Here is a 17737-nt window from a genome sequence, read left to right on the forward strand (position 1 = left end):
GAGCGAGTGCGATGGGTTCGGTTCGCGTGGCCATTGTCGGCGTCGGCAACTGCGCGTCGTCACTGGTCCAGGGCGTTCACTACTACAAGGACGCGGATCCGGGCACGCGAGTCCCGGGCCTGATGCACGTGAAGTTCGGCGACTACCACGTGGGTGACATCGAGTTCGTCGCCGCGTTCGACGTGGACGCCAAGAAGGTCGGCCGCGACCTGTCCGAGGCGATCGTCGCGAGCGAGAACAACACGATCAAGATCTGTGACGTGCCCCCGACCGGGGTCACCGTGCAGCGCGGTCACACCTTCGACGGCCTTGGCGAGTACTACCGCGAGATCATCGAGGAGTCCGACGAGGTCCCGGTGGACGTGGTCCAGGTGTTGCGCGACAACAAGGTCGACGTGCTGGTGTCGTACCTGCCGGTGGGCTCCGAGGAGGCCGACCGCTTCTACGCGCAGTGCGCCATCGACGCCGGGGTGGCCTTCGTCAACGCGCTGCCGGTCTTCATCGCCTCCGACCCCGAGTGGGCGGAGAAGTTCACCGAGGCGGGCGTGCCGATCGTCGGCGACGACATCAAGTCGCAGGTCGGCGCCACCATCACGCACCGCGTGCTGGCCAAGCTCTTCGAGGACCGCGGGGTCGAGCTGCTGCGCACGTACCAGCTCAACTTCGGCGGCAACATGGACTTCATGAACATGCTGGAGCGCACCCGCCTCCAGTCGAAGAAGATCTCCAAGACGCAGTCGGTCACCTCGCAGATCCCGCACGAGATGGCCAAGGCCGACGTCCACATCGGCCCGTCCGACCACGTGCCGTGGCTGGACGACCGCAAGTGGGCCTACGTCCGTCTGGAGGGCCGCTCCTTCGGCGACACGCCGCTCAACCTGGAGTACAAGCTGGAGGTCTGGGACTCCCCGAACTCCGCCGGCATCATCATCGACGCCGTGCGCGCCGCCAAGATCGCCCTCGACCGGGGCATCGGCGGTCCGATCCTGTCGGCGTCCTCCTACTTCATGAAGTCGCCGCCGCAGCAGTACTCCGACGACGAGGCCCGCGAGTACGTCGAGAAGTTCATCAGGGGCGAGGTCGAGCGCTGACCCGTCACACGCTCCCGACGGCGCCGTGACCCCTCACATCGAGGGGCGCGGCGCCGCTCCATGTACGGCCCCGGCCCGCGGCGCCACCCGGGCATTCAGGCCCGATCGGCTTGACTGCCGCGTGCTCAGCCCCTGGCGGCGGGCGGCAGGCCCTCAGGGCTGGCCGGCTGCCAGGCGAGCGGGTCGGCGCCCAGCTCCACCAGCAGCGGCACCTGCTCCCTGCACCACGGCGAGATCGCCAGCAGGCCGTTCTGGGCGCCCTCGGCGAACTCCTTCCACGGCATCCAGCACGTCTCCCCCACCTCGTCGGGGTTCGGCGTGACGGGCGCGTCGACCGTGACCCGGTAGACCGGGCAGAGCTCGTGCTCGACGATGCCGTTGGCCATCACCGCCCGGTAGGAGAAGGAGGGCAGCATGAGGTCTGCGCTCTCGACGACCAGGCCCAGCTCGTACGACAGCCGGCGCACCACCGCGCGGTCGAGCGGCTCGCCCGGCAGGGGATGGCCGCAGCAGCTGTTGGTCCAGACGCTGGGCCAGGTCAGCTTGTGATCGGCCCTCCTGGTGAGCAGCACCCGGCCGTCCGAGTCGAAGACGTAGCTGGAGAAGGCAAGATGCAGGGGGGTCTCGCGGCCGTGCACCGACGACTTGGGCGCGGTGCCCAGCGCGTGACCGTCGCGGTCGACCAGCACGACGTGTTCCTCGCTCGTCACGCTTTGAAGCGTACGTGATCATGAGTACCACTTGGAACCCCATAAACCCGGCCGGCAGGCGCGGGCTAGGCTGACGGCGTGTCTTTCGTCGCCGATCTCCGCACGGTTCTGCGGGGCAGGGACTTCAGGCGGCTGTTCGGCACCCGGCTGGTCTCGCAGTTCTCCGACGGCATCTTCCAGTTCGGGGTGACCGGGTTCGCCTTCTTCAGCCCCGAGAACCAGACGACCGCCATCGAGGTGGCGGCCGGGCTGGCGGTGCTGCTGCTGCCGTACAGCGTGCTCGGACCCTTCGTCGGCGTCTTCATCGACCGGTGGTCGCGGCGGCAGATCCTCATGGTGGCGCCGTTCGTGCGCGGCGCGCTGCTGCTCGTCGCCGCCGCCCTGGTGGCCTCCGACGTGCCCGACCCCGCCTTCTACGCGGCCGCGCTGGCCGTGCTCGGAGTCAACCGGTTCTTCCTGGCCGCGCTCGGCGCGTCGCTGCCGCACGTGGTGCCGCCGGAGCGGCTGATCTCGGCCAACGCGGTCGTCCCCACCTCGGGCACGGTCGTCACGTTCGTCGGCGCGGGCGTCGGTTTCCTGCTGCGCGAGATCTTCGGCGGCGATGACAAGGGCGTGGCGCTGCTGCTCGTCACCTCCGGCGTGGTGTTCGCGCTGAGCGCCCTGGTCGCGCGGACGATGGACCGCGACCTGCTCGGCCCGTGGCCCGACCCCGACCGGCCGCAGGCCCGCCAGGAGCTGCGCAACGTCGTCACCGGCCTCATCGACGGCGCCCGCCACCTGCTGCACCACCGGGTGGCCGCCGCGACGCTGGGCGCGATGGCCACACACCGCTTCCTGTTCGGCATGTGCACCGCGCTCGGCATCATCCTCTACCGCTACTACTTCACCGACGGCGACGCCGAGGCCGCGCTGCGCGGGATCAGCCTGGTGGTGGTCGCCGCCGGCGTCGGCACCGCGATCGCGGTCGTCGTCACGCCGTACACGACCGAGTGGTTCGGCATCGAGCGCTGGGTGCAGATCGCGCTGGTCTCGGCCGGGGTGCTGACCGCGGCGCTGGTGCTGCCGTTCCAGGAGTGGGGGCTGCCGATCGCCGGGTTCGTGCTGGGGCTGGCCGGGCAGAGCGTGAAGATCTGCGCCGACACCACCGTCCAGCGCGACGTGGAGGACATCTACAGGGGCCGCGCCTTCTCCATCTACGACATGCTCTTCAACGGCATGTACGTGCTCGCCGCGGCCCTGTCGGCGGCGATCCTGCCGCCGGACGGCAAGTCGTACGCCGCCGTCGCGATCATCTCGCTCGGCTACCCGCTGGCGGCGCTCGCCTACCGGATGGTCACCGCGTCAGCGCGCTCCGAGGTCGGTTGACCGCGCCCACTCCAGCAGCGCCTCGGTGGCGGCCTCCTTGCCGATCACGCCCTTGTCGAGCCTGAGGTCGAGCAGGAACTTGTAGGCCTTGCCCACCACCGGGCCCGGCCCGATGCCGAGCACCCGCTGGATCTCGTTGCCGTCGAGCTCGGGGCGGATCTTGGCCAGCTCCTCCTCCTCGGCCAGCCTGGCGATGCGCTCCTCCAGGTGGTCGTAGGTGCGCGAGAGCGCCGCCGCCTTGCGCTTGTTGCGGGTGGTGCAGTCGGCCCTGGTCAGCTTGTGCAGCCGGGTGAGCAGGTGGCCGGCGTCGCGGACGTAGCGGCGCACGGCGCTGTCGGTCCACTCCCCCGTGCCGTAGCCGTGAAAGCGCAGGTGCAGCTCCACCAGGCGGGAGACATCGGCGACGACGTCCTTCGGAAAGCGCAGCTCGGTCAGGCGCTTCTTCGTCATCTGCGCCCCGACCACCTCGTGGTGGTGGAACGACACCCGCCCGCCCGGCTCGTGGCGGCGCGTCTTGGGCTTGCCGACGTCGTGCATGAGCGCCGCCCAGCGCAGGATGCGGTCGGGGCCGTCCTCCTCCTGCGCGATGGCCTGGTCGAGCACGGTCAGTGTGTGCTCGTAGACGTCCTTGTGCCGGTGATGCTCGTCGATCTCCAGCCGCAGCTTGGGCAGCTCGGGCAGCACGTGGGCGGCCAGCCCGGTGTCGACCAGCAGGCGCAGGCCGTCGCGCGGGCGGGCGCCGAGAATCAGCTTGTCGAGCTCGTCGCGGATGCGCTCGGCCGAGACGATCTCGATGCGGTCGGCCATCGCGGTCATCGCCGCCACCGCCGCACGATCGACGGTGAAGCCGAGCTGGGAGCTGAACCTGGCCGCGCGCAGCATGCGCAGCGGGTCGTCGCCGAACGACTGCTCCGGGGTGCCCGGCGTGCGCAGCAGGCGCGCCCGCAGGTCGTGCATGCCGCCGAAGGGGTCGACGAACTCGTGCGACGGCAGCCGCACCGCCATCGCGTTGACCGCGAAGTCGCGCCGCTCCAAGTCCCCTTCGAGGGTGTCGCCGTAGATGACGTCGGGCTTGCGCGACTTGGGGTCGTAGGACTCGCTGCGGTACGTCGTGATCTCGATCAGCCGGTTGCCCTTGCGCAGGCCTACCGTGCCGAACTCGATACCGATCGTCCACACGGCGTCGGCCCAGTCTCTGACGATCTCCAGCACCCGCTCAGGGCGCGCGTCGGTGGTCAGGTCGAGGTCGTTGCCGCTGCGCCCGAGCAAAAGGTCGCGTACGGGCCCGCCGACGAGGGCGAGCTCGTGGCCCTGGGCGGCGAACAGGCGGCCGAGCTCGTCGGCCACGGGGGCGATCTTGCGGAACAGGTCGTTCATGGCCTGCTGCTGGCTTTCGGTCAGAGTTGCGTCGGACAAACTGAGATCGGCCTTCTTGTGCGCTTCCGGAACATATCCCCCGAGCCACACCAGGTCCGGGTTACCGTCGGTCTTGGGACCGTCGGGGGCACGTGAACCAGGCAAGGAGGACTATATGAAGGACGCCCTCGCGCTCCACCGCTGGCTCCTCGCACACCAGGTCCATCATGAGATCGTACGCCTTCCGCGTCCCATGACTTGCGCCGAAGAGCTGCCGGAGACGGTCTACGCGGCGGCCGGGCGCTGCCTGATGGTCACCGTGCTCGAGGTCACGACCAGGGTCGGCAGCGAGGTCGTCATCGCCGTCACCACCCCCGTCTCCGCGCCGCCGAGGCCCGGCGTGGTCGGCGGTCTGCTCGGCGCCCGCCAGGTGCGTCCCGCGCCCGCCCACGTGGTCAACGCCGCCACCGACTACGCGCACGGGCTCGTGTGCCCGCTGCTGCTGCCCGCCTCGCTGCCGATGCTCATCGACGACCGGATCCGCGAGGATCGTGAGCTCCTTTACACGCCCACCGGTGAGCGGCATACCGCGCTCGCCATGAGGGCGCTCGACCTGCTGGCCGTCCTGCCGGGAAAGATGGTGGATCTACGGGGCGCGCGCCACCGAGGACCGCGTGCGGCGGTCGCGGGACGGCACTGAGCCCGTACCATTGCGGGCGTGTGTCGTCCTCGTCCCGCCCGGGCCTCGGCGTGATCCGTAAGGCCACGCTACTCGCCGCGCTGTCCGCCGCGTTGCTCTCCCCCACGCTGGCGGTCACGCCCGGTGAGGCTGCCGTGACGCCCGCCGTGACGGAGGTCAGGCGGCAGACCCTCGCCGTGTCCATCGCCTCGATCACGCCCGAGGTGCCCAGGAGCCTGACCGACGTCATCAAGATCACCGGCACCGTGCGCAACGACACCGGCGCGGCGATGTCCGGCTTGCAGGTGCGCCTGCGCTACAGCGCGCAGCGCTTCACCGACCGTGCCTCGCTGGCCGCCTACCAGTCCAGCCAGGACAACGCGACGCTCCCGGTCAACGTCTCCACGCGCAACTCGTTCCAGAACCTCGAGCCGCTCAACGCGGGCGCCACCGCGCGCTGGGAGATCACCGCCACGCCCGCGCAGCTCGGCCTGCGCGAGTTCGGCGTCTACCCCATCGCGGTCGACGTCGCCCAGTGGAGTGTGCCGATCAGCGCGCAGCGCACGTTCCTGACGTACGCGCCGCCCACCGAGCCGCGGCCGCCGCGCAACAAGCTGGCCATCGCGCTGCCCATCATCGACCAGCCGCGCAGAGCCACCGACGAGGATCCGGAGGCGCCCGGCAAGGGTCCGCTCTTTCTCGACGACAAGCTGAACCAGGCGCTGTCGGGCCGTGGCCGCCTGGCCGACCTGCTGCGCATCGCGCAGTCCGTGCCGAGCAGCGTCACCTGGGTGGTCGATCCCGCGCTGCTCGACGATCTCCACGCGATGACCCAGGGCTACGAGGTCAGGACGAAGGGCGGCAAGCGGTCGCAGCCGCCGAGCGCCGCCGCCTCGCAGTGGCTGACGAGCATGCGCACCTCGCTCGCCGCCTCGCCGGTGATCGCGCTCCCGTACGCCGATCCCGACGTCGCCGCGCTCGCGCACCAGGGGCTCGACGCGCAGACCGCCAGAGCCATCCAGCTCGGCGGGCAGAAGGCACAGCAGCTGCTCAGCACCAAGGCCAAGACCAACCTCAACTGGCCGGCCGGCGGCGTGCTCGACCTCGACGCGCTCGACCTGCTCGCGGTCAGCGGCGTCGACACCGTGCTGCTCGACGCCAAGAATCTCCCGCCGCAGCAGGCGGTCGCCATCACGCCCGACGCCGCCGCGACGCTCGACTCGGTCAACGGCCCGGTGAAGGCGCTGGTCGCCGACCCCGGGCTGAGCCGGCTGTTCGAGCCGGCCGCGCCCACGTCGCAGGCGCTGACCAGGCAGCGGTTCATCGCCGAGACCGCGGTGATCGCCACCGAGCCGGGCCAGACCAAGCCGAGGTCGCTGGTCATCGCCCCCTCCCGGCGCTGGGACCCCAACCCGTCGCTCGTCACCTCGCTCATCAAGACCGCGGGGCGGCTGCCCTGGCTGCAGCTCACCACGCTGGAGTCGCTCAAGCCGGCCAAGACGTCCGTGCCGCGGGCCGGGCTGACCTACACCGATCAGGACCGCAAGCAGGAGCTGTCCGGCAAGTACCTCGGCTCCGTCAAGAAGTCGTGGCGCATGGCGCAGCTGCTCTCCAGCGTCACCACGGACCGCGCTCCGTCCGCCTACGACTCCGCCGTGCTGCGCCTGACCTCCTCGGCCTGGCGCGACAGGACCCGCACCGCCCGCGGCGCGGCGAAGATGGTCAGCACCGCCGTCACCAAGACCACCGACAAGGTGCAGATCTTCGGCGTGGGCGGGCCGCGCACCCTCGCGGGCAGCAACGGCGTGGTGCCCATCAGCGTCAAGAACGACATGGGCCGCCCCATCGCCCTGTACATCGACGTCAAGTCCGACAATCCCGAGCTGCTGCAGGTCAGCCTCACGCAGGAGACGCGGACGATCGGCAGCGGCCAGAGCACCACGTTCCAGGTGACGATGAACGCCACCCCCGACACCAGCGGAGACGCCACGGTGACGGTGCAGCTCAAGACCGCCGACGGCCAGCCCTACGGCAAGCCGCAGCGGCTGACGATCCGCACCACCGGCTACACCGGCATCGCCCTGGTCATCGTGGGCGCGGCGCTGACCGTGATGCTCGCCGCCGTCGTGACGCGGCTGCTGCGGCGCAGGTCCGAACGGAAGCTCGCACGTGCCAAGACCCGGGAGAGTGAGACCGTATGAGCCGCATGCTGCGGGCCGGCGCCATCATGGCGGCGGGCACCATGGTGTCCAGGGTCACCGGTTTCGTACGGACCATGGTGCTGGCCTACGCCATCGGCACCAAGGCGCTGGGCGACGCCTACAACGCCGCGTACGCGATCCCGTACAGCATCCTCGACCTGCTGCTGCTCGGCGTGCTGAGCAGCGTGATCGTGCCGATGATCGTCCGGGCCCAGCAGCACGACGCCGACGGCGGACGGGCCTACGAGCAGCGGCTGCTGACGCTCGCCACCGTCGCGCTGGCCGCGGTCGCCGCGCTGGCCGTGCTGGCCGCGCCGCTGCTCATCGACCTCTACACGGTCTGGGACCCGGGCAGCAGGGAGTTCGAGGTCGCGGTCATGCTGGCCAGGTTCATCCTGCCGCAGCTCGCCTTCTTCGGCGTGGGCGCGGTGGCCGGCGCCATTCTCAACACCCGTGACCGCTTCGGCGCCCCCATGTGGGCCCCGGTCGTCAACAACCTGGTCGTCATCTGCGTGTTCGCGCTCTACGCGGCGGTCGGCTCCGGCGACGACGTCGCGGCCGTCACCAACGCCGACCTGGCGCTGCTCGGCCTCGGCACCACGGCGGGCATCGTCGCCCAGGCGTCGGTGCTGATCGTGGCGCTGCGGCGGGCGGGCTTTCAGTTCGTGCCCCGCTTCGACCTGCGCAACGCCCGGCTCGGCGAGATGGCCAAGGCCGGCGTCTGGACGATCGGCTACGTCGTCGTCACCCAGGCCGGCTTCATGCTGACCACCAACCTGGCCAGCGCCGCCGGTGACGTGGTCGAGGGGCACGGCATCAGCCCGTACACGCTGGCGTTCCAGCTCTTCCAGCTACCGTACGGCGTGATCGGCGTCTCCGTGATCACCGCCATGCTGCCCAGGATGAGCCGGGCCGTGGCCGACGGCCGGTTCGACGACGTGCGGGCCGAGTTCGGGTCGAGCGTGCGGCTGGTCTGCGCGCTGATGGTGCCGGTGTCGCTGCTGCTCATGGTGGTCGGGCCGGCGATCACCGTGCCGATCTACGGCCACGGCGCCAACTCCGTTGCCGACGCCGTCTACATCGGCAACGTGCTGCAGGTCTACGGGCTCGCGCTGATGCCGTTCGCGATCTTCCAGCTGCTTTTGCGGGTCTTCTACAGCTTCGGCGACACCCGCACCCCCGTCTTCATCGGGGCCGGCACGACCGCGACGAACGCGCTGCTCATGGTGATCGCCCACCTGGTGCTGCCGCCCCGGTACGCGGTGATGGGGCTGGCGCTGGCGTACGCGGTGGCGTACGCGCTGGGCGCGGTCCTCGCGTGGTGGCTGGCCGCCCGCCGGGTGCGGGGCCTCGACGGCTGGGCCATCGGCATGGCGATGACCAGGATGTACCTCGCGGCGCTGCCCACCGCCGTGCTGGCGCTCGCGACGGTCTGGGTGATCACGACCGCCTTCGGCGGCCTCGACTTCCTCAACTCCGTGATCGTCCTGGCGGTCGGCGGCGGCCTGGGGCTGTTGCTCTATCTCGGCGTAGCCCACAGAATGCGCATCCCAGAGGTCAACTCGATCGTTGGGATGGTCGCAAGGCGGGTAGGTCGGTAAAGAACGCGGGCGGAATCTCCTCGGCACTACCATGGAGGCCGACACGCGCGAATGGAAGCAGGAGGGGCGTGGGCGGATCCACCCGGCATAGCGTGCCTTCGTGGGACACGACCACGCAGGTGAGTCAGACCATGAGCACGCCCGATCGGCCAAGCGGAGTGAGCCAGTGAGCAGCACGTCGGCCGTCGCACCCGGCACCCGTCTCGCCGAGCGTTTTCGGCTGGAGGACCGCGTCAGCGAGTCCGACGGCGCCACCCTGTGGAAGGCCATCGACGAGATCCTCGCCCGTCCCGTCGCCGTCCACACGTTCGCGCCCGACTTCCCGCGCGTCCACGAGGTCGTCACGGCCGCCCGCGCGGCGAGCCGGCTGACCGATCCGCGCCTGACCCAGGTCTTCGACGCGGCCGAGGACGACAAGCACGCCTACGTCGTCAGCGAGTGGGTCACCGGCGAGTCGCTGACCGACCTGCTCGCGGGTGGCCCGCTGGAGCCCGAGCGCGCCGCCGGGCTGGTCGCCGAGGCCGCCGAGGCGCTCGCGCACGCCCACGAGGCGCACCTCTACCACCTGTGCCTGCGCCCGTCCCACCTGGTGTGGACGACCGGCAACACGGTCAAGGTGCTCGGCGTGGCCGTCGACGCCGCCATGTACGGCCTGACCACCGACCAGCCCGCGCTCGACGACGCCGAAGGGCTCGGCCGCCTGCTGTACGCGGGCCTGACCGGCCACTGGCCGGGCGACGAGGAGGAGGGCGGCCTGCCCGCCGCCCCGATGACCGACGGCCACTTCTGCACGCCCCGCCAGGTCACCGCGGGCGTGCCCAGCTACCTCGACACGGTCACCGTGCGCGCCTGCCTGCCGGAGTCGCGCAGGGGCCAGGGCGCGCTCGCCAGCCCCGCCGAGGTGGCCGACGCGCTGGCCGACGTCGCCAGGCCGATGCCGATCCCCATCACCTACCCCTCGACCCCGGCGGTGGCCGCCGCCACCCACACCGAGGGCCTCGACATCGCGCATCGGCAGCAGGCCGCCCCGCCTCCTCCCCTGCCGCCGGTGCCGCAGTACCGCCCGGCGGGCGGTGGCGGCAGCAAGCTCAACCGCGTGCTGATGACGCTCGTGGTGCTGCTCGTGATCGCCGCCGTCGGCGTGGGCGCGTGGACGATCGGCCGCAGCCTGGGCAGCCCGGCGACGTCCCCGACGGCCAGCGCCAGCCCCTCGGCGTCGCCGTCGCAGACCGTGCAGGTGCAGGCGGTCAAGCCGGAGAAGGCTCAGGGCTTCGACCCGCTCGGCGACGGCGACGAGAAGCCCGACCTGGCCAAGCTTGCCATCGACGGCAAGCCGAGCACGTTGTGGAAGACCGAGACCTACACCAGCGCCGACCTGGGCCGCCTCAAGGACGGTGTGGGCCTGTTGCTCGACATGGGCAAGTCCCTGCAGATCAGCGACGTGGTCGCTACGCTGTCCGACGCGCCGGGCGCGACCGTCGAGCTGAAGGTGGGCGACGCGCCCGAGCTCAGTGCGCTCAAGACGGTGGCCACGAAGAAGAACGCCGCAGGTAAGACCACCCTCGCCCCGGAACAACCGGTAACCGGCCAGTACGTTTTGATCTGGTTTACGCGCGTTCCGACGGATGCGGGCACTTTTCATGGCACCATCTATGAGGTAGTGGTGCACTCTCCCGGATCGGCATAATCAGGAATCTCTCTTGTGAACTCCCCACCCGAGACACCCTCAGCAGCGGAGCGGCCGGCGCTCACAGACGCCGAGCTGCTGGCCGCACATATCAACGGGGATCCACGCGCCTTCAGCGAAATCGTCAAGAGACACCGCGACCGCATGTGGGCGGTCGCCCTGCGCACGCTCGGCGACCCCGACGAGGCCGCCGACGCCGTGCAGGACGCCTTCGTCTCTGCCTATCGCAAGGCCGCCACGTTTCGCGGCGAAGCGGCCGTCACCACCTGGCTGCACCGCATCGTGGTCAACGCCTGCCTTGACAGGATGCGCCGTAAATCCGTACGGCCCGTCGCCGACGACGAGCTGATCGAGGCGGCGGAGCGCGAGACCCCGCTGCCCGACCAGACCGTCGAGCGCGAGGTGTCGATGGAGGTTTCGGCCGCGCTGAAACTGCTGCCCGCCGACCAGCGGGCCGCGCTCGTGCTGGTGGACATGATGGGCTACTCAGTCGAAGACGCAGCTCAAGTGCTGCAAGTGCCGAGTGGCACGGTGAAGAGCCGGTGCGCCCGAGGGCGCGCGAAACTTGCCCCAATTCTTTCGCATCTGCGGAACCGAACCACCCTCAATCGCGTCTCATCCGCGAAGGGAGCAGAACTTCGTGACGGGTGATACGCACTACGATCTGGACACTCTCGCCGATTTGGCCGAGGGTCTCCTGGACGCCGACACGGCACGCCAGGTCCGCGGGCATCTCGCGGTCTGCGACCCCTGCGGGGAGCTACTGGCTGACCTGGCGGCGGTTCGCGAGGTGCTGGCCGCGACGCCCACACCGGCCATGCCGATGGGTGTCGCACTGCGCATCGACAAGGCGCTCGCCGCCGAGGCGGAGTCCCGGCGCGCCGGAGGTGTCGGCCTCGCGGAACCACCGGACTGGGATGAGCTCATGCGGGACGCCCCGTGGGAGCGCCCGGCGGAGGTCTCCGAGCCCGTGCGGCTCGTTCCCGAGCCTGCCCGGCTTGAGGAGGTCTCCGAGCCCGTACGGCTGGAGAAGGCTCCTGAGCCCGCGCGGCTCGAGGAGACCGCTGAGCCCGCGCGGGACGAACCCGCCGGTGCCCCTGAGCCGGTCCGGCTCGGCGTGGTCGCCGACGACGGCACGATCGTCCCGGCCAAGAGCCGGTCGATCCGGCGGCGCCGCTGGGCGGTGCCCGCGGTCGCGGCCGCGGCCGCAGCCGTCGTGGCCGGCACGGTGGTGGCGGGCACGAGCCTGCTCGCCGCGGGCGGGCAGACGCCCGCCGAGCCCGCGCCCGTGGCGCTGCCGCCGCAGACGTCCGCCGCGGAGCCCACGCGGAGCGCGATCCGTGCGACCCCGTCGGCTCGGGGCTACGCGCTGACCAACAGCGACCACAACTACAGCGACCCCGAGCTGCGCCTGCCTCTTGAGGGCTTCCTGGCTCCGGCTCCTGCGCTGCACGGCGACTCCAACGACGCCGACAAGGTCAGCAAGTGCGTCGCCGCGGTCTCCAACCGCTCCAAGCTCGACGTCTTCGCCGTGGACCAGGGCCAGTACAACGGCCAGGAGGCGCTGGTGGTCGCGAGCTGGAAGAACCAGGCGACCAAGAGGATCCGCATCGACGTCGTCGATCCGTTCAACTGCAAGAACCTGCGCAAGCCCGCACTGGGCCGCTGGTAGACCTGAGGTCCGGCCGGGCCCCGCTCGCGGGCCCGGCCGCGACACTCGGCGTCGTTTCACCGTCCTGGCCGCGTGACCCCATGTCAGAGCCCGCAGTTCGCGGGCTCTTTCGTTTGCACCGGCGTTGTGGGGTGGGGCGGGAATCACTGCGGCCTAGGATCTGTTGTCGCCGGTGGCATCGACAGACGAGGAAGGCGTGGAGCGTTGAGCGACGTTCGTAACGTGATCATCATTGGTTCCGGCCCTGCCGGTTACACGGCGGCCGTCTACTCCGCTCGTGCCGAGCTCAAGCCGCTTGTCTTCGAGGGCTCCGTCACCGCGGGCGGCGCGCTGATGAACACCACCGATGTGGAGAACTTCCCCGGGTTCCCCGACGGCATCATGGGCCCCGACCTGATGGACAACATGCGCAAGCAGGCCGAGCGGTTCGGTGCTGAGCTGATCGCGGACGACGTCGTCGAGGTCGATCTGCGGGCCAACCCCAAGGTGATCAAGACCCACACCGACACCTACTACGCCAAGTCGGTCATCCTGGCCATGGGCTCCCGCTACCGCGAGCTCGGCCTGGACAGCGAGAAGCGGCTCTCCGGTCACGGCGTGTCCTGGTGTGCGACCTGTGACGGGTTCTTCTTCCGCAACAAGGACATCGTGGTCGTCGGCGGTGGCGACACCGCGATGGAGGAGGCCAACTTCCTGACGAGGTTCGGTCGCATGGTGACGGTGGTGCACCGCCGCGACACGCTGCGGGCCAGCAAGATCATGCAGGACCGCGCGTTCGCCAACGACAAGATCCGCTTCGTCTGGGACTCCGAGGTCTCCGACGTGATCGGCGACGCCAAGGTCGAGGCGGTCAAGCTGCGCAACGTCAAGTCGGGCGAGGAGAGCGAGCTGGCGACCGACGCGCTGTTCATCGCGATCGGCCACGAGCCGCGCACCGAGCTGGTCAAGGGCCAGATCGACCTCGACGAGAACGGCTACATCAAGGTCGCCCACCCCTCCACTGCCACCAACATCGAGGGCGTGTTCGCCGCCGGCGACGTCGTCGACCACACCTACCGCCAGGCCATCACCGCGGCCGGCACCGGCTGTGCCGCCTCGCTCGACTCCGAGCGCTGGCTGGCCAACAACGAGAAGTAAGGAGCGCACCGTGAAGGCTGTCACCGACGCCAACTTCGAGTCCGAGGTCCTCAAGAGCGACAAGCCCGTCCTGGTCGACTTCTGGGCCGAGTGGTGCGGCCCGTGCCGTCAGGTCGCGCCCATCCTCGAGGAGATCTCCAAGGAGCACGGCGACAAGCTGGAGATCGTCAAGCTGAACATCGACGAGAACCCCGAGGTTCCGCGCCAGTTCGGTGTGCTCCAGATCCCCACGATGAACGTCTACAAGAACGGCCAGGTCGTCAAGCAGATCATCGGCGCCAAGCCGAAGGCCATGCTGCTGCGCGAGCTCGAGGGCATCATCTAGCCGGCTCTCGGCGGTGGTCCGCCGCTCGGGGGACGCGTTGCGCCCTGCCGAAAGCCCCTCGTGGTCGTCGACCGCGAGGGGCTTTCCCATGCGAGGGCCCGCGTCGGACGTCACGGGGCCGCGTCAGGCGAGGCCAGGACCGAGGACGGTCAACCGCCGCCGGGGGCTTCTGCGGGGCTGTGAGGGCCGTCAGACGGGACGGAGAGCCCGTTCCGGACTCATATGGCCCAGAAGCCGTTCGAGGGCCACCTCGACGTCCTCACGCCACGAGACGGCGGTCTTCAGTTCCAGCCGCAACCGCGGGAAACGCAAATGCGGACGCACCGTCTTAAACCCCACAGAAAGCAAGTAATCCGCTGGAACTACGCAACTAGGCTCTTCCCACTTCAAGTCCCCGAAAGCTTCAATGGCTTTCACCCCGCGCCGCGTCAGGTCTTTGGCCACGCCCTGGATCAGCATGCGGCCGAGCCCGCCACCTGAGAACTCGGGAATGATGTGGGCCGTCATCAGCAGCACCGCGTCGGCGCTGACCGGCGAGGTCGGAAAGGCCACCGAACGCGGGCTGTAAAGGGGCGGGCTGTAGAGGACGAACCCGGCCGGCACCCCGTCGACGTACACGATCTTGCCGCAGCTGCCCCATTCCAGCAGCGTGCTGGACAGCCACGCCTCCTTCTCCAGCGCCGGGTCGCCGGCGTCGAGCGCCCGCTCCCCGTTGACGGGATCCAGCTCCCAGAACACGCACCGCCGGCAGCGGCGAGGCAGATCATCAAGATTGTCCAGGGTTATGTTGACCAGCCGGCGCGACAACTACCGCCCCTATCGTTGACCCGGAAAAGCGCGCGAAAACCGCGTCCACAGGTGGCATCGTAGCCCAGTACAGATGTCGTCAGCGGACACCACGACGGTCCAGCCCGGTCACGGGCGACATGTCCGTCTGGCGTAATCTGGTATTTCAGTCCGATATACGACACTTAGGAGGTGGGCCGTGACAGAAGAGCTGGATCACGGTCAGACACCCGCGACCCAAGGGTCGCGCATCGACGCCTACGTCGATCGGTACGCCGCGCGAGCTACCGGGATGGTCGCCTCCGAGATCCGAGCTCTTTTCGCCGTCGCGTCGAGGCCCGAGGTGGTCTCGCTCGCCGGCGGCATGCCGTACGTCACGGCGCTCCCCCTCGACATGGTCGGCGAGCTGGTCGCCGACCTCGTCACCCGGCGCGGCCCCGTCGCGCTGCAGTACGGCTCCGGCCAGGGTGACCCGCACCTGCGCGAGCAGATCTGCGAGGTCATGAAGCTGGAGGGGATCAACGCCGGGCCGAACGACGTCGTCGTCACCGTCGGGTCGCAGCAGGCCCTCGACCTCATCACCCGGATCTTCATCGACCCTGGCGACGTGGTGCTCGCCGAAGGGCCCTCGTACGTGGGTGCCCTCGGCACGTTCGCCGCGTACCAGGCCAAAGTCGTCCACATCGCTATGGACGATCAGGGCATCGTGCCCGAATCGCTGGCCCAGACGATCTACGCGCTGGAGACCGCGGGCGCGCCCGTCAAGTTCCTGTACACCATCCCGACCTTCCAGAACCCGGCCGGCGTCACGCTCAACATCGCCCGCCGCCAGCAGGTGCTCGACATCTGCCAGCGGGCCGGGATCCTGGTCATCGAGGACAACCCGTACGGACTGCTCGGCTTCGACGGCGAGCCGCTGCGCGCGCTGCGCGCCGACAACCCCGACGGCGTCGTCTACCTCGGCTCGTTCTCCAAGACGCTGGCCCCGGGCTTCCGCGTCGGCTGGGCGCTCGCGCCGCACGCCATACGCGACAAGCTCATCCTCGCGATGGAGTCGGCGGTGCTGTCGCACTCGTCGTTCACGCAGCTCGCGGTCGGCCAATACCTGGCCACGCAGCCGTGGCGCGAGCAGATCAAGTCCTTCCGCGAGCTCTACCGCGAACGCCGCGACGCGATGCTCGACGCGCTCGAATCGCTGATGCCGCCCGAGGTGACGTGGACGCGTCCCGGAGGCGGCTTCTTCGTGTGGGCCACCCTGCCCGAAGGACTCGACTCCAAGGCGATCCTGCCGCGGGCCGTGGCCGAGCGGGTCGCGTTCGTGCCCGGCACCGGGTTCTACTCCGATGGCAGCGGCGCCCGCCACATGCGGCTGTCCTACTGCTACCCCGAGCCCGACCGCATCCGCGAAGGCGTGCGGCGGCTGGCCGGGGTGATCGAGCAGGAGATGCAGCTGCGGGACACGTTCGGCACGGGGTCCACGCGTGACCACCAGGGCGTCGACACACCCGGCCCCGACCTGGCCTAGCCCCCTCGCCCGTAGAGGCGCCCGGCTCTCAGGGGCGCCTCTACGGAACCGAGAGAGCACCTGATCCTCAGCGCGCGTCTCCGGAACCGGGGAAGCACCTGATCCTCAGCGCGCATCTCCGGTGCCGGAGGGCACCGCGCAGGACGCGGCGTGACGGGAGGGCGGGCGGCCCTCCCGTTCTCCTTTCGGCATTCTCATCCCAGCGCCAAGAGATCCCCTTCCGATCGGCTGAGATGGGATGGGATCGCCCCACATAGCACCTCACGTACACACCTGATCCCCAGCGCCGGTACGGTTGGACAGCGTGTCGTCAGCGGAGGAGAAGTGATGAGCGATCTGGGCCACGTGCTCGTGCTGGCCGGAGGTCTCTCCTACGAGCGGGAAGTGTCCCTGCGCTCAGGCCGCCGGGTGAGCGAGGTGCTGCGGGCCACGGGCATCTCCGTGGAGACCCGTGACACCGACGCCTCGCTCGTACCCTCGATCCTGGCCGACCCGCCGGACGCCGTGTTCGTCACCCTCCACGGCGGGGCCGGCGAGGACGGCGCGATCCGTTCCGTGCTGGAGCTGCTCGACGTGCCATACGTCGGCGCCGACCCCGACGCATGCCGGGTGGCCTTCGACAAGCCCACCGCCAAGGCCGTCGTGCGCTCCGTCGGGCTGCGCACTCCCGAGTCCGTCACCCTCCCCAAGGAGACCTTCCACGACCTCGGCGCCACCGTGGTGCTCGGCCGCATCGTGGAGCGTCTCGGACTGCCGCTGTTCGTCAAGCCCGCGCGCGGCGGCTCGGCCCTCGGCGCCTCCTTCGTCCGTACGGCCGAGGAACTGCCCGCCGCCATGGTCGGCTGCTTCGCGTACGGCGACACGGCGCTCATCGAGCGGTACGTCGAGGGCGTCGAGGTGGCGGTCTCCGTCGTCGACCTCGGCGAGGGGCCGGTGGCGCTGCCCGCCGTGGAGATCGTCCCCGACGAAGGCGTCTACGACTACGCCGCCCGCTACACCGCCGGCCACACCGAGTTCTTCGCCCCGGCCCGCCTGTCCGCCCAGGCCGCCGCGGCATGCGCCGAAACCGCGGTGACCGCGCACACGGCACTCGGGCTCCGCGACATCTCCCGTACGGACCTGATCGTGGACGCCGACGGCGTGCCGTACTTCCTTGAGGTGAACGTGGCGCCGGGCATGACGGAGACGTCCCTCCTGCCGATGTCCGCCGAGGCCGCCGGGCAAGACCTGGGCGAGCTCTGCCACACCCTCCTCCGCATCGCCGCCGCCCGCTCGGCCCGCTAGGGCGCGGCCCACCGCTAGGGGGGCGGGGGCGGCCCACCGCGCTACTCTGCCGCACCGCCCCGCTCGCACCGCCGCCTCGCCACGGCCACCTCGCCACGCCCCGTTCGCCGTAACCTGCCGTCGTACCGCCCCCGCTCGCACCGCCGCCCCGCCTCGCCCACCAACGCGCCACACCTCCGCCACCCCGTCACGTTGGCTTGCCAGATCGCCCCGCCATGCTACCCGCACGGCGCCAACGGCCCGCACCGTCGCAACGTCGCGCCCACCGCACCACCCCACCGCGTCCCCCACCACCAATCCACGGAGGAGCGAACTTGC

15 protein-coding genes are annotated in these 17737 nt (G+C 70.1%); 12 read left to right on the forward strand and 3 right to left on the reverse strand.

From position 1 onward, the window contains the following. The first annotated feature begins 11 nt into the window (after nucleotides 1–11). The gene (locus AB0K67_RS24945) at nucleotides 12–1091 is read left to right on the forward strand and encodes an inositol-3-phosphate synthase (protein ID WP_364064572.1); all 1080 of its coding nucleotides are present in this window, start codon (nucleotides 12–14) and stop codon (nucleotides 1089–1091) included. A gap of 125 nt (nucleotides 1092–1216) precedes the next feature. Here the strand turns inward: AB0K67_RS24945 and idi are convergent, their stop codons facing one another. Next, nucleotides 1217–1801: an isopentenyl-diphosphate Delta-isomerase gene (gene idi, locus AB0K67_RS24950; RefSeq protein ID WP_364064575.1), complete on the reverse strand. Its 585-nt coding sequence runs from the start codon at nucleotides 1799–1801 to the stop codon at nucleotides 1217–1219. A gap of 78 nt (nucleotides 1802–1879) precedes the next feature. On the opposite strand from idi, the gene AB0K67_RS24955 reads away from it, so the two are divergent. Beyond that, nucleotides 1880–3166, forward strand: coding sequence for an MFS transporter (locus AB0K67_RS24955; RefSeq protein ID WP_364064577.1), 1287 nt, complete (start codon nucleotides 1880–1882; stop codon nucleotides 3164–3166). Here AB0K67_RS24955 and AB0K67_RS24960 read toward each other — a convergent pair. Further along, entirely contained in the window at nucleotides 3143–4543 is a 1401-nt protein-coding gene (locus AB0K67_RS24960; RefSeq protein WP_364064758.1) for a CCA tRNA nucleotidyltransferase, read from the reverse strand. The genes AB0K67_RS24955 and AB0K67_RS24960 overlap by 24 nt on opposite strands. Nucleotides 4544–4697: 154 nt before the next feature. Here AB0K67_RS24960 and AB0K67_RS24965 point away from each other — a divergent pair, with 154 nt between their 5' ends. The 8 genes from AB0K67_RS24965 (at nucleotide 4698) to trxA (ending at nucleotide 13824) form a co-directional block, all read left to right on the forward strand. Then, entirely contained in the window at nucleotides 4698–5222 is a 525-nt protein-coding gene (locus AB0K67_RS24965) for a YbaK/EbsC family protein (protein ID WP_364064579.1), read from the forward strand. 20 nt (nucleotides 5223–5242) lie between these two features. Next, nucleotides 5243–7402 carry a Bbp16 family capsid cement protein gene (locus AB0K67_RS24970; protein WP_364064582.1) on the forward strand — a complete coding sequence of 720 codons (2160 nt, stop codon included), beginning with the start codon at nucleotides 5243–5245 and terminating at the stop codon, nucleotides 7400–7402. After that, nucleotides 7399–9003 carry a murein biosynthesis integral membrane protein MurJ gene (murJ, locus tag AB0K67_RS24975; RefSeq protein WP_364064584.1) on the forward strand — a complete coding sequence of 535 codons (1605 nt, stop codon included), beginning with the start codon at nucleotides 7399–7401 and terminating at the stop codon, nucleotides 9001–9003. Before AB0K67_RS24970 ends, murJ begins: the two co-directional genes overlap by 4 nt. A 166-nt stretch (nucleotides 9004–9169) precedes the next feature. Beyond that, complete coding sequence (locus tag AB0K67_RS24980; protein ID WP_364064586.1) at nucleotides 9170–10690, forward strand: protein kinase family protein; 1521 nt, start codon at nucleotides 9170–9172, stop codon at nucleotides 10688–10690. Between the two features lie 15 nt (nucleotides 10691–10705). Beyond that, on the forward strand, nucleotides 10706–11341 hold the full coding sequence (gene sigM / locus AB0K67_RS24985) for an RNA polymerase sigma factor SigM (protein ID WP_364064588.1): 636 nt from the start codon (nucleotides 10706–10708) through the stop codon (nucleotides 11339–11341). Further along, nucleotides 11331–12362, forward strand: a complete 1032-nt coding sequence (locus AB0K67_RS24990; RefSeq protein WP_364064591.1) for a hypothetical protein — start codon at nucleotides 11331–11333, stop codon at nucleotides 12360–12362. Before sigM ends, AB0K67_RS24990 begins: the two co-directional genes overlap by 11 nt. A gap of 204 nt (nucleotides 12363–12566) precedes the next feature. Then, complete coding sequence (gene trxB, locus AB0K67_RS24995) at nucleotides 12567–13499, forward strand: thioredoxin-disulfide reductase (protein ID WP_364064593.1); 933 nt, start codon at nucleotides 12567–12569, stop codon at nucleotides 13497–13499. A 10-nt stretch (nucleotides 13500–13509) separates the two neighbouring features. Continuing rightward, nucleotides 13510–13824, forward strand: a complete 315-nt coding sequence (gene trxA / locus AB0K67_RS25000) for a thioredoxin (protein WP_364064595.1) — start codon at nucleotides 13510–13512, stop codon at nucleotides 13822–13824. A gap of 189 nt (nucleotides 13825–14013) precedes the next feature. Here the strand turns inward: trxA and AB0K67_RS25005 are convergent, their stop codons facing one another. After that, nucleotides 14014–14631, reverse strand: coding sequence for a GNAT family N-acetyltransferase (locus AB0K67_RS25005; protein ID WP_364064598.1), 618 nt, complete (start codon nucleotides 14629–14631; stop codon nucleotides 14014–14016). 271 nt (nucleotides 14632–14902) lie between these two features. On the opposite strand from AB0K67_RS25005, the gene AB0K67_RS25010 reads away from it, so the two are divergent. Next, a complete protein-coding gene (locus tag AB0K67_RS25010; protein ID WP_364064761.1) occupies nucleotides 14903–16135 on the forward strand; it encodes a PLP-dependent aminotransferase family protein in 1233 nt (410 codons plus the stop codon). 327 nt (nucleotides 16136–16462) lie between these two features. Further along, nucleotides 16463–17419 carry a D-alanine--D-alanine ligase gene (locus tag AB0K67_RS25015; RefSeq protein WP_364064600.1) on the forward strand — a complete coding sequence of 319 codons (957 nt, stop codon included), beginning with the start codon at nucleotides 16463–16465 and terminating at the stop codon, nucleotides 17417–17419. The last annotated feature ends 318 nt before the right edge of the window (nucleotides 17420–17737 follow it).

Origin of the sequence: Nonomuraea sp. NPDC052634 (genome assembly GCF_040678535.1) — a bacterium.
In the GTDB taxonomy this organism is placed as follows: domain Bacteria; phylum Actinomycetota; class Actinomycetes; order Streptosporangiales; family Streptosporangiaceae; genus Nonomuraea; species Nonomuraea fastidiosa.

Coding starts and splice junctions, on each gene's coding strand:
- AB0K67_RS24945 (WP_364064572.1), top strand. CDS start 12: ATGGGTTCGGTTCGCGTGGCCATTGTCGGCGTCGGCAACTGCGCGTCG.
- AB0K67_RS25010 (WP_364064761.1), top strand. CDS start 14,903: ATGGTCGCCTCCGAGATCCGAGCTCTTTTCGCCGTCGCGTCGAGGCCC.
- AB0K67_RS24960 (WP_364064758.1), bottom strand. CDS start 4,543: ATGAACGACCTGTTCCGCAAGATCGCCCCCGTGGCCGACGAGCTCGGC.
- AB0K67_RS25015 (WP_364064600.1), top strand. CDS start 16,463: ATGAGCGATCTGGGCCACGTGCTCGTGCTGGCCGGAGGTCTCTCCTAC.
- murJ (WP_364064584.1), top strand. CDS start 7,399: ATGAGCCGCATGCTGCGGGCCGGCGCCATCATGGCGGCGGGCACCATG.
- AB0K67_RS24965 (WP_364064579.1), top strand. CDS start 4,698: ATGAAGGACGCCCTCGCGCTCCACCGCTGGCTCCTCGCACACCAGGTC.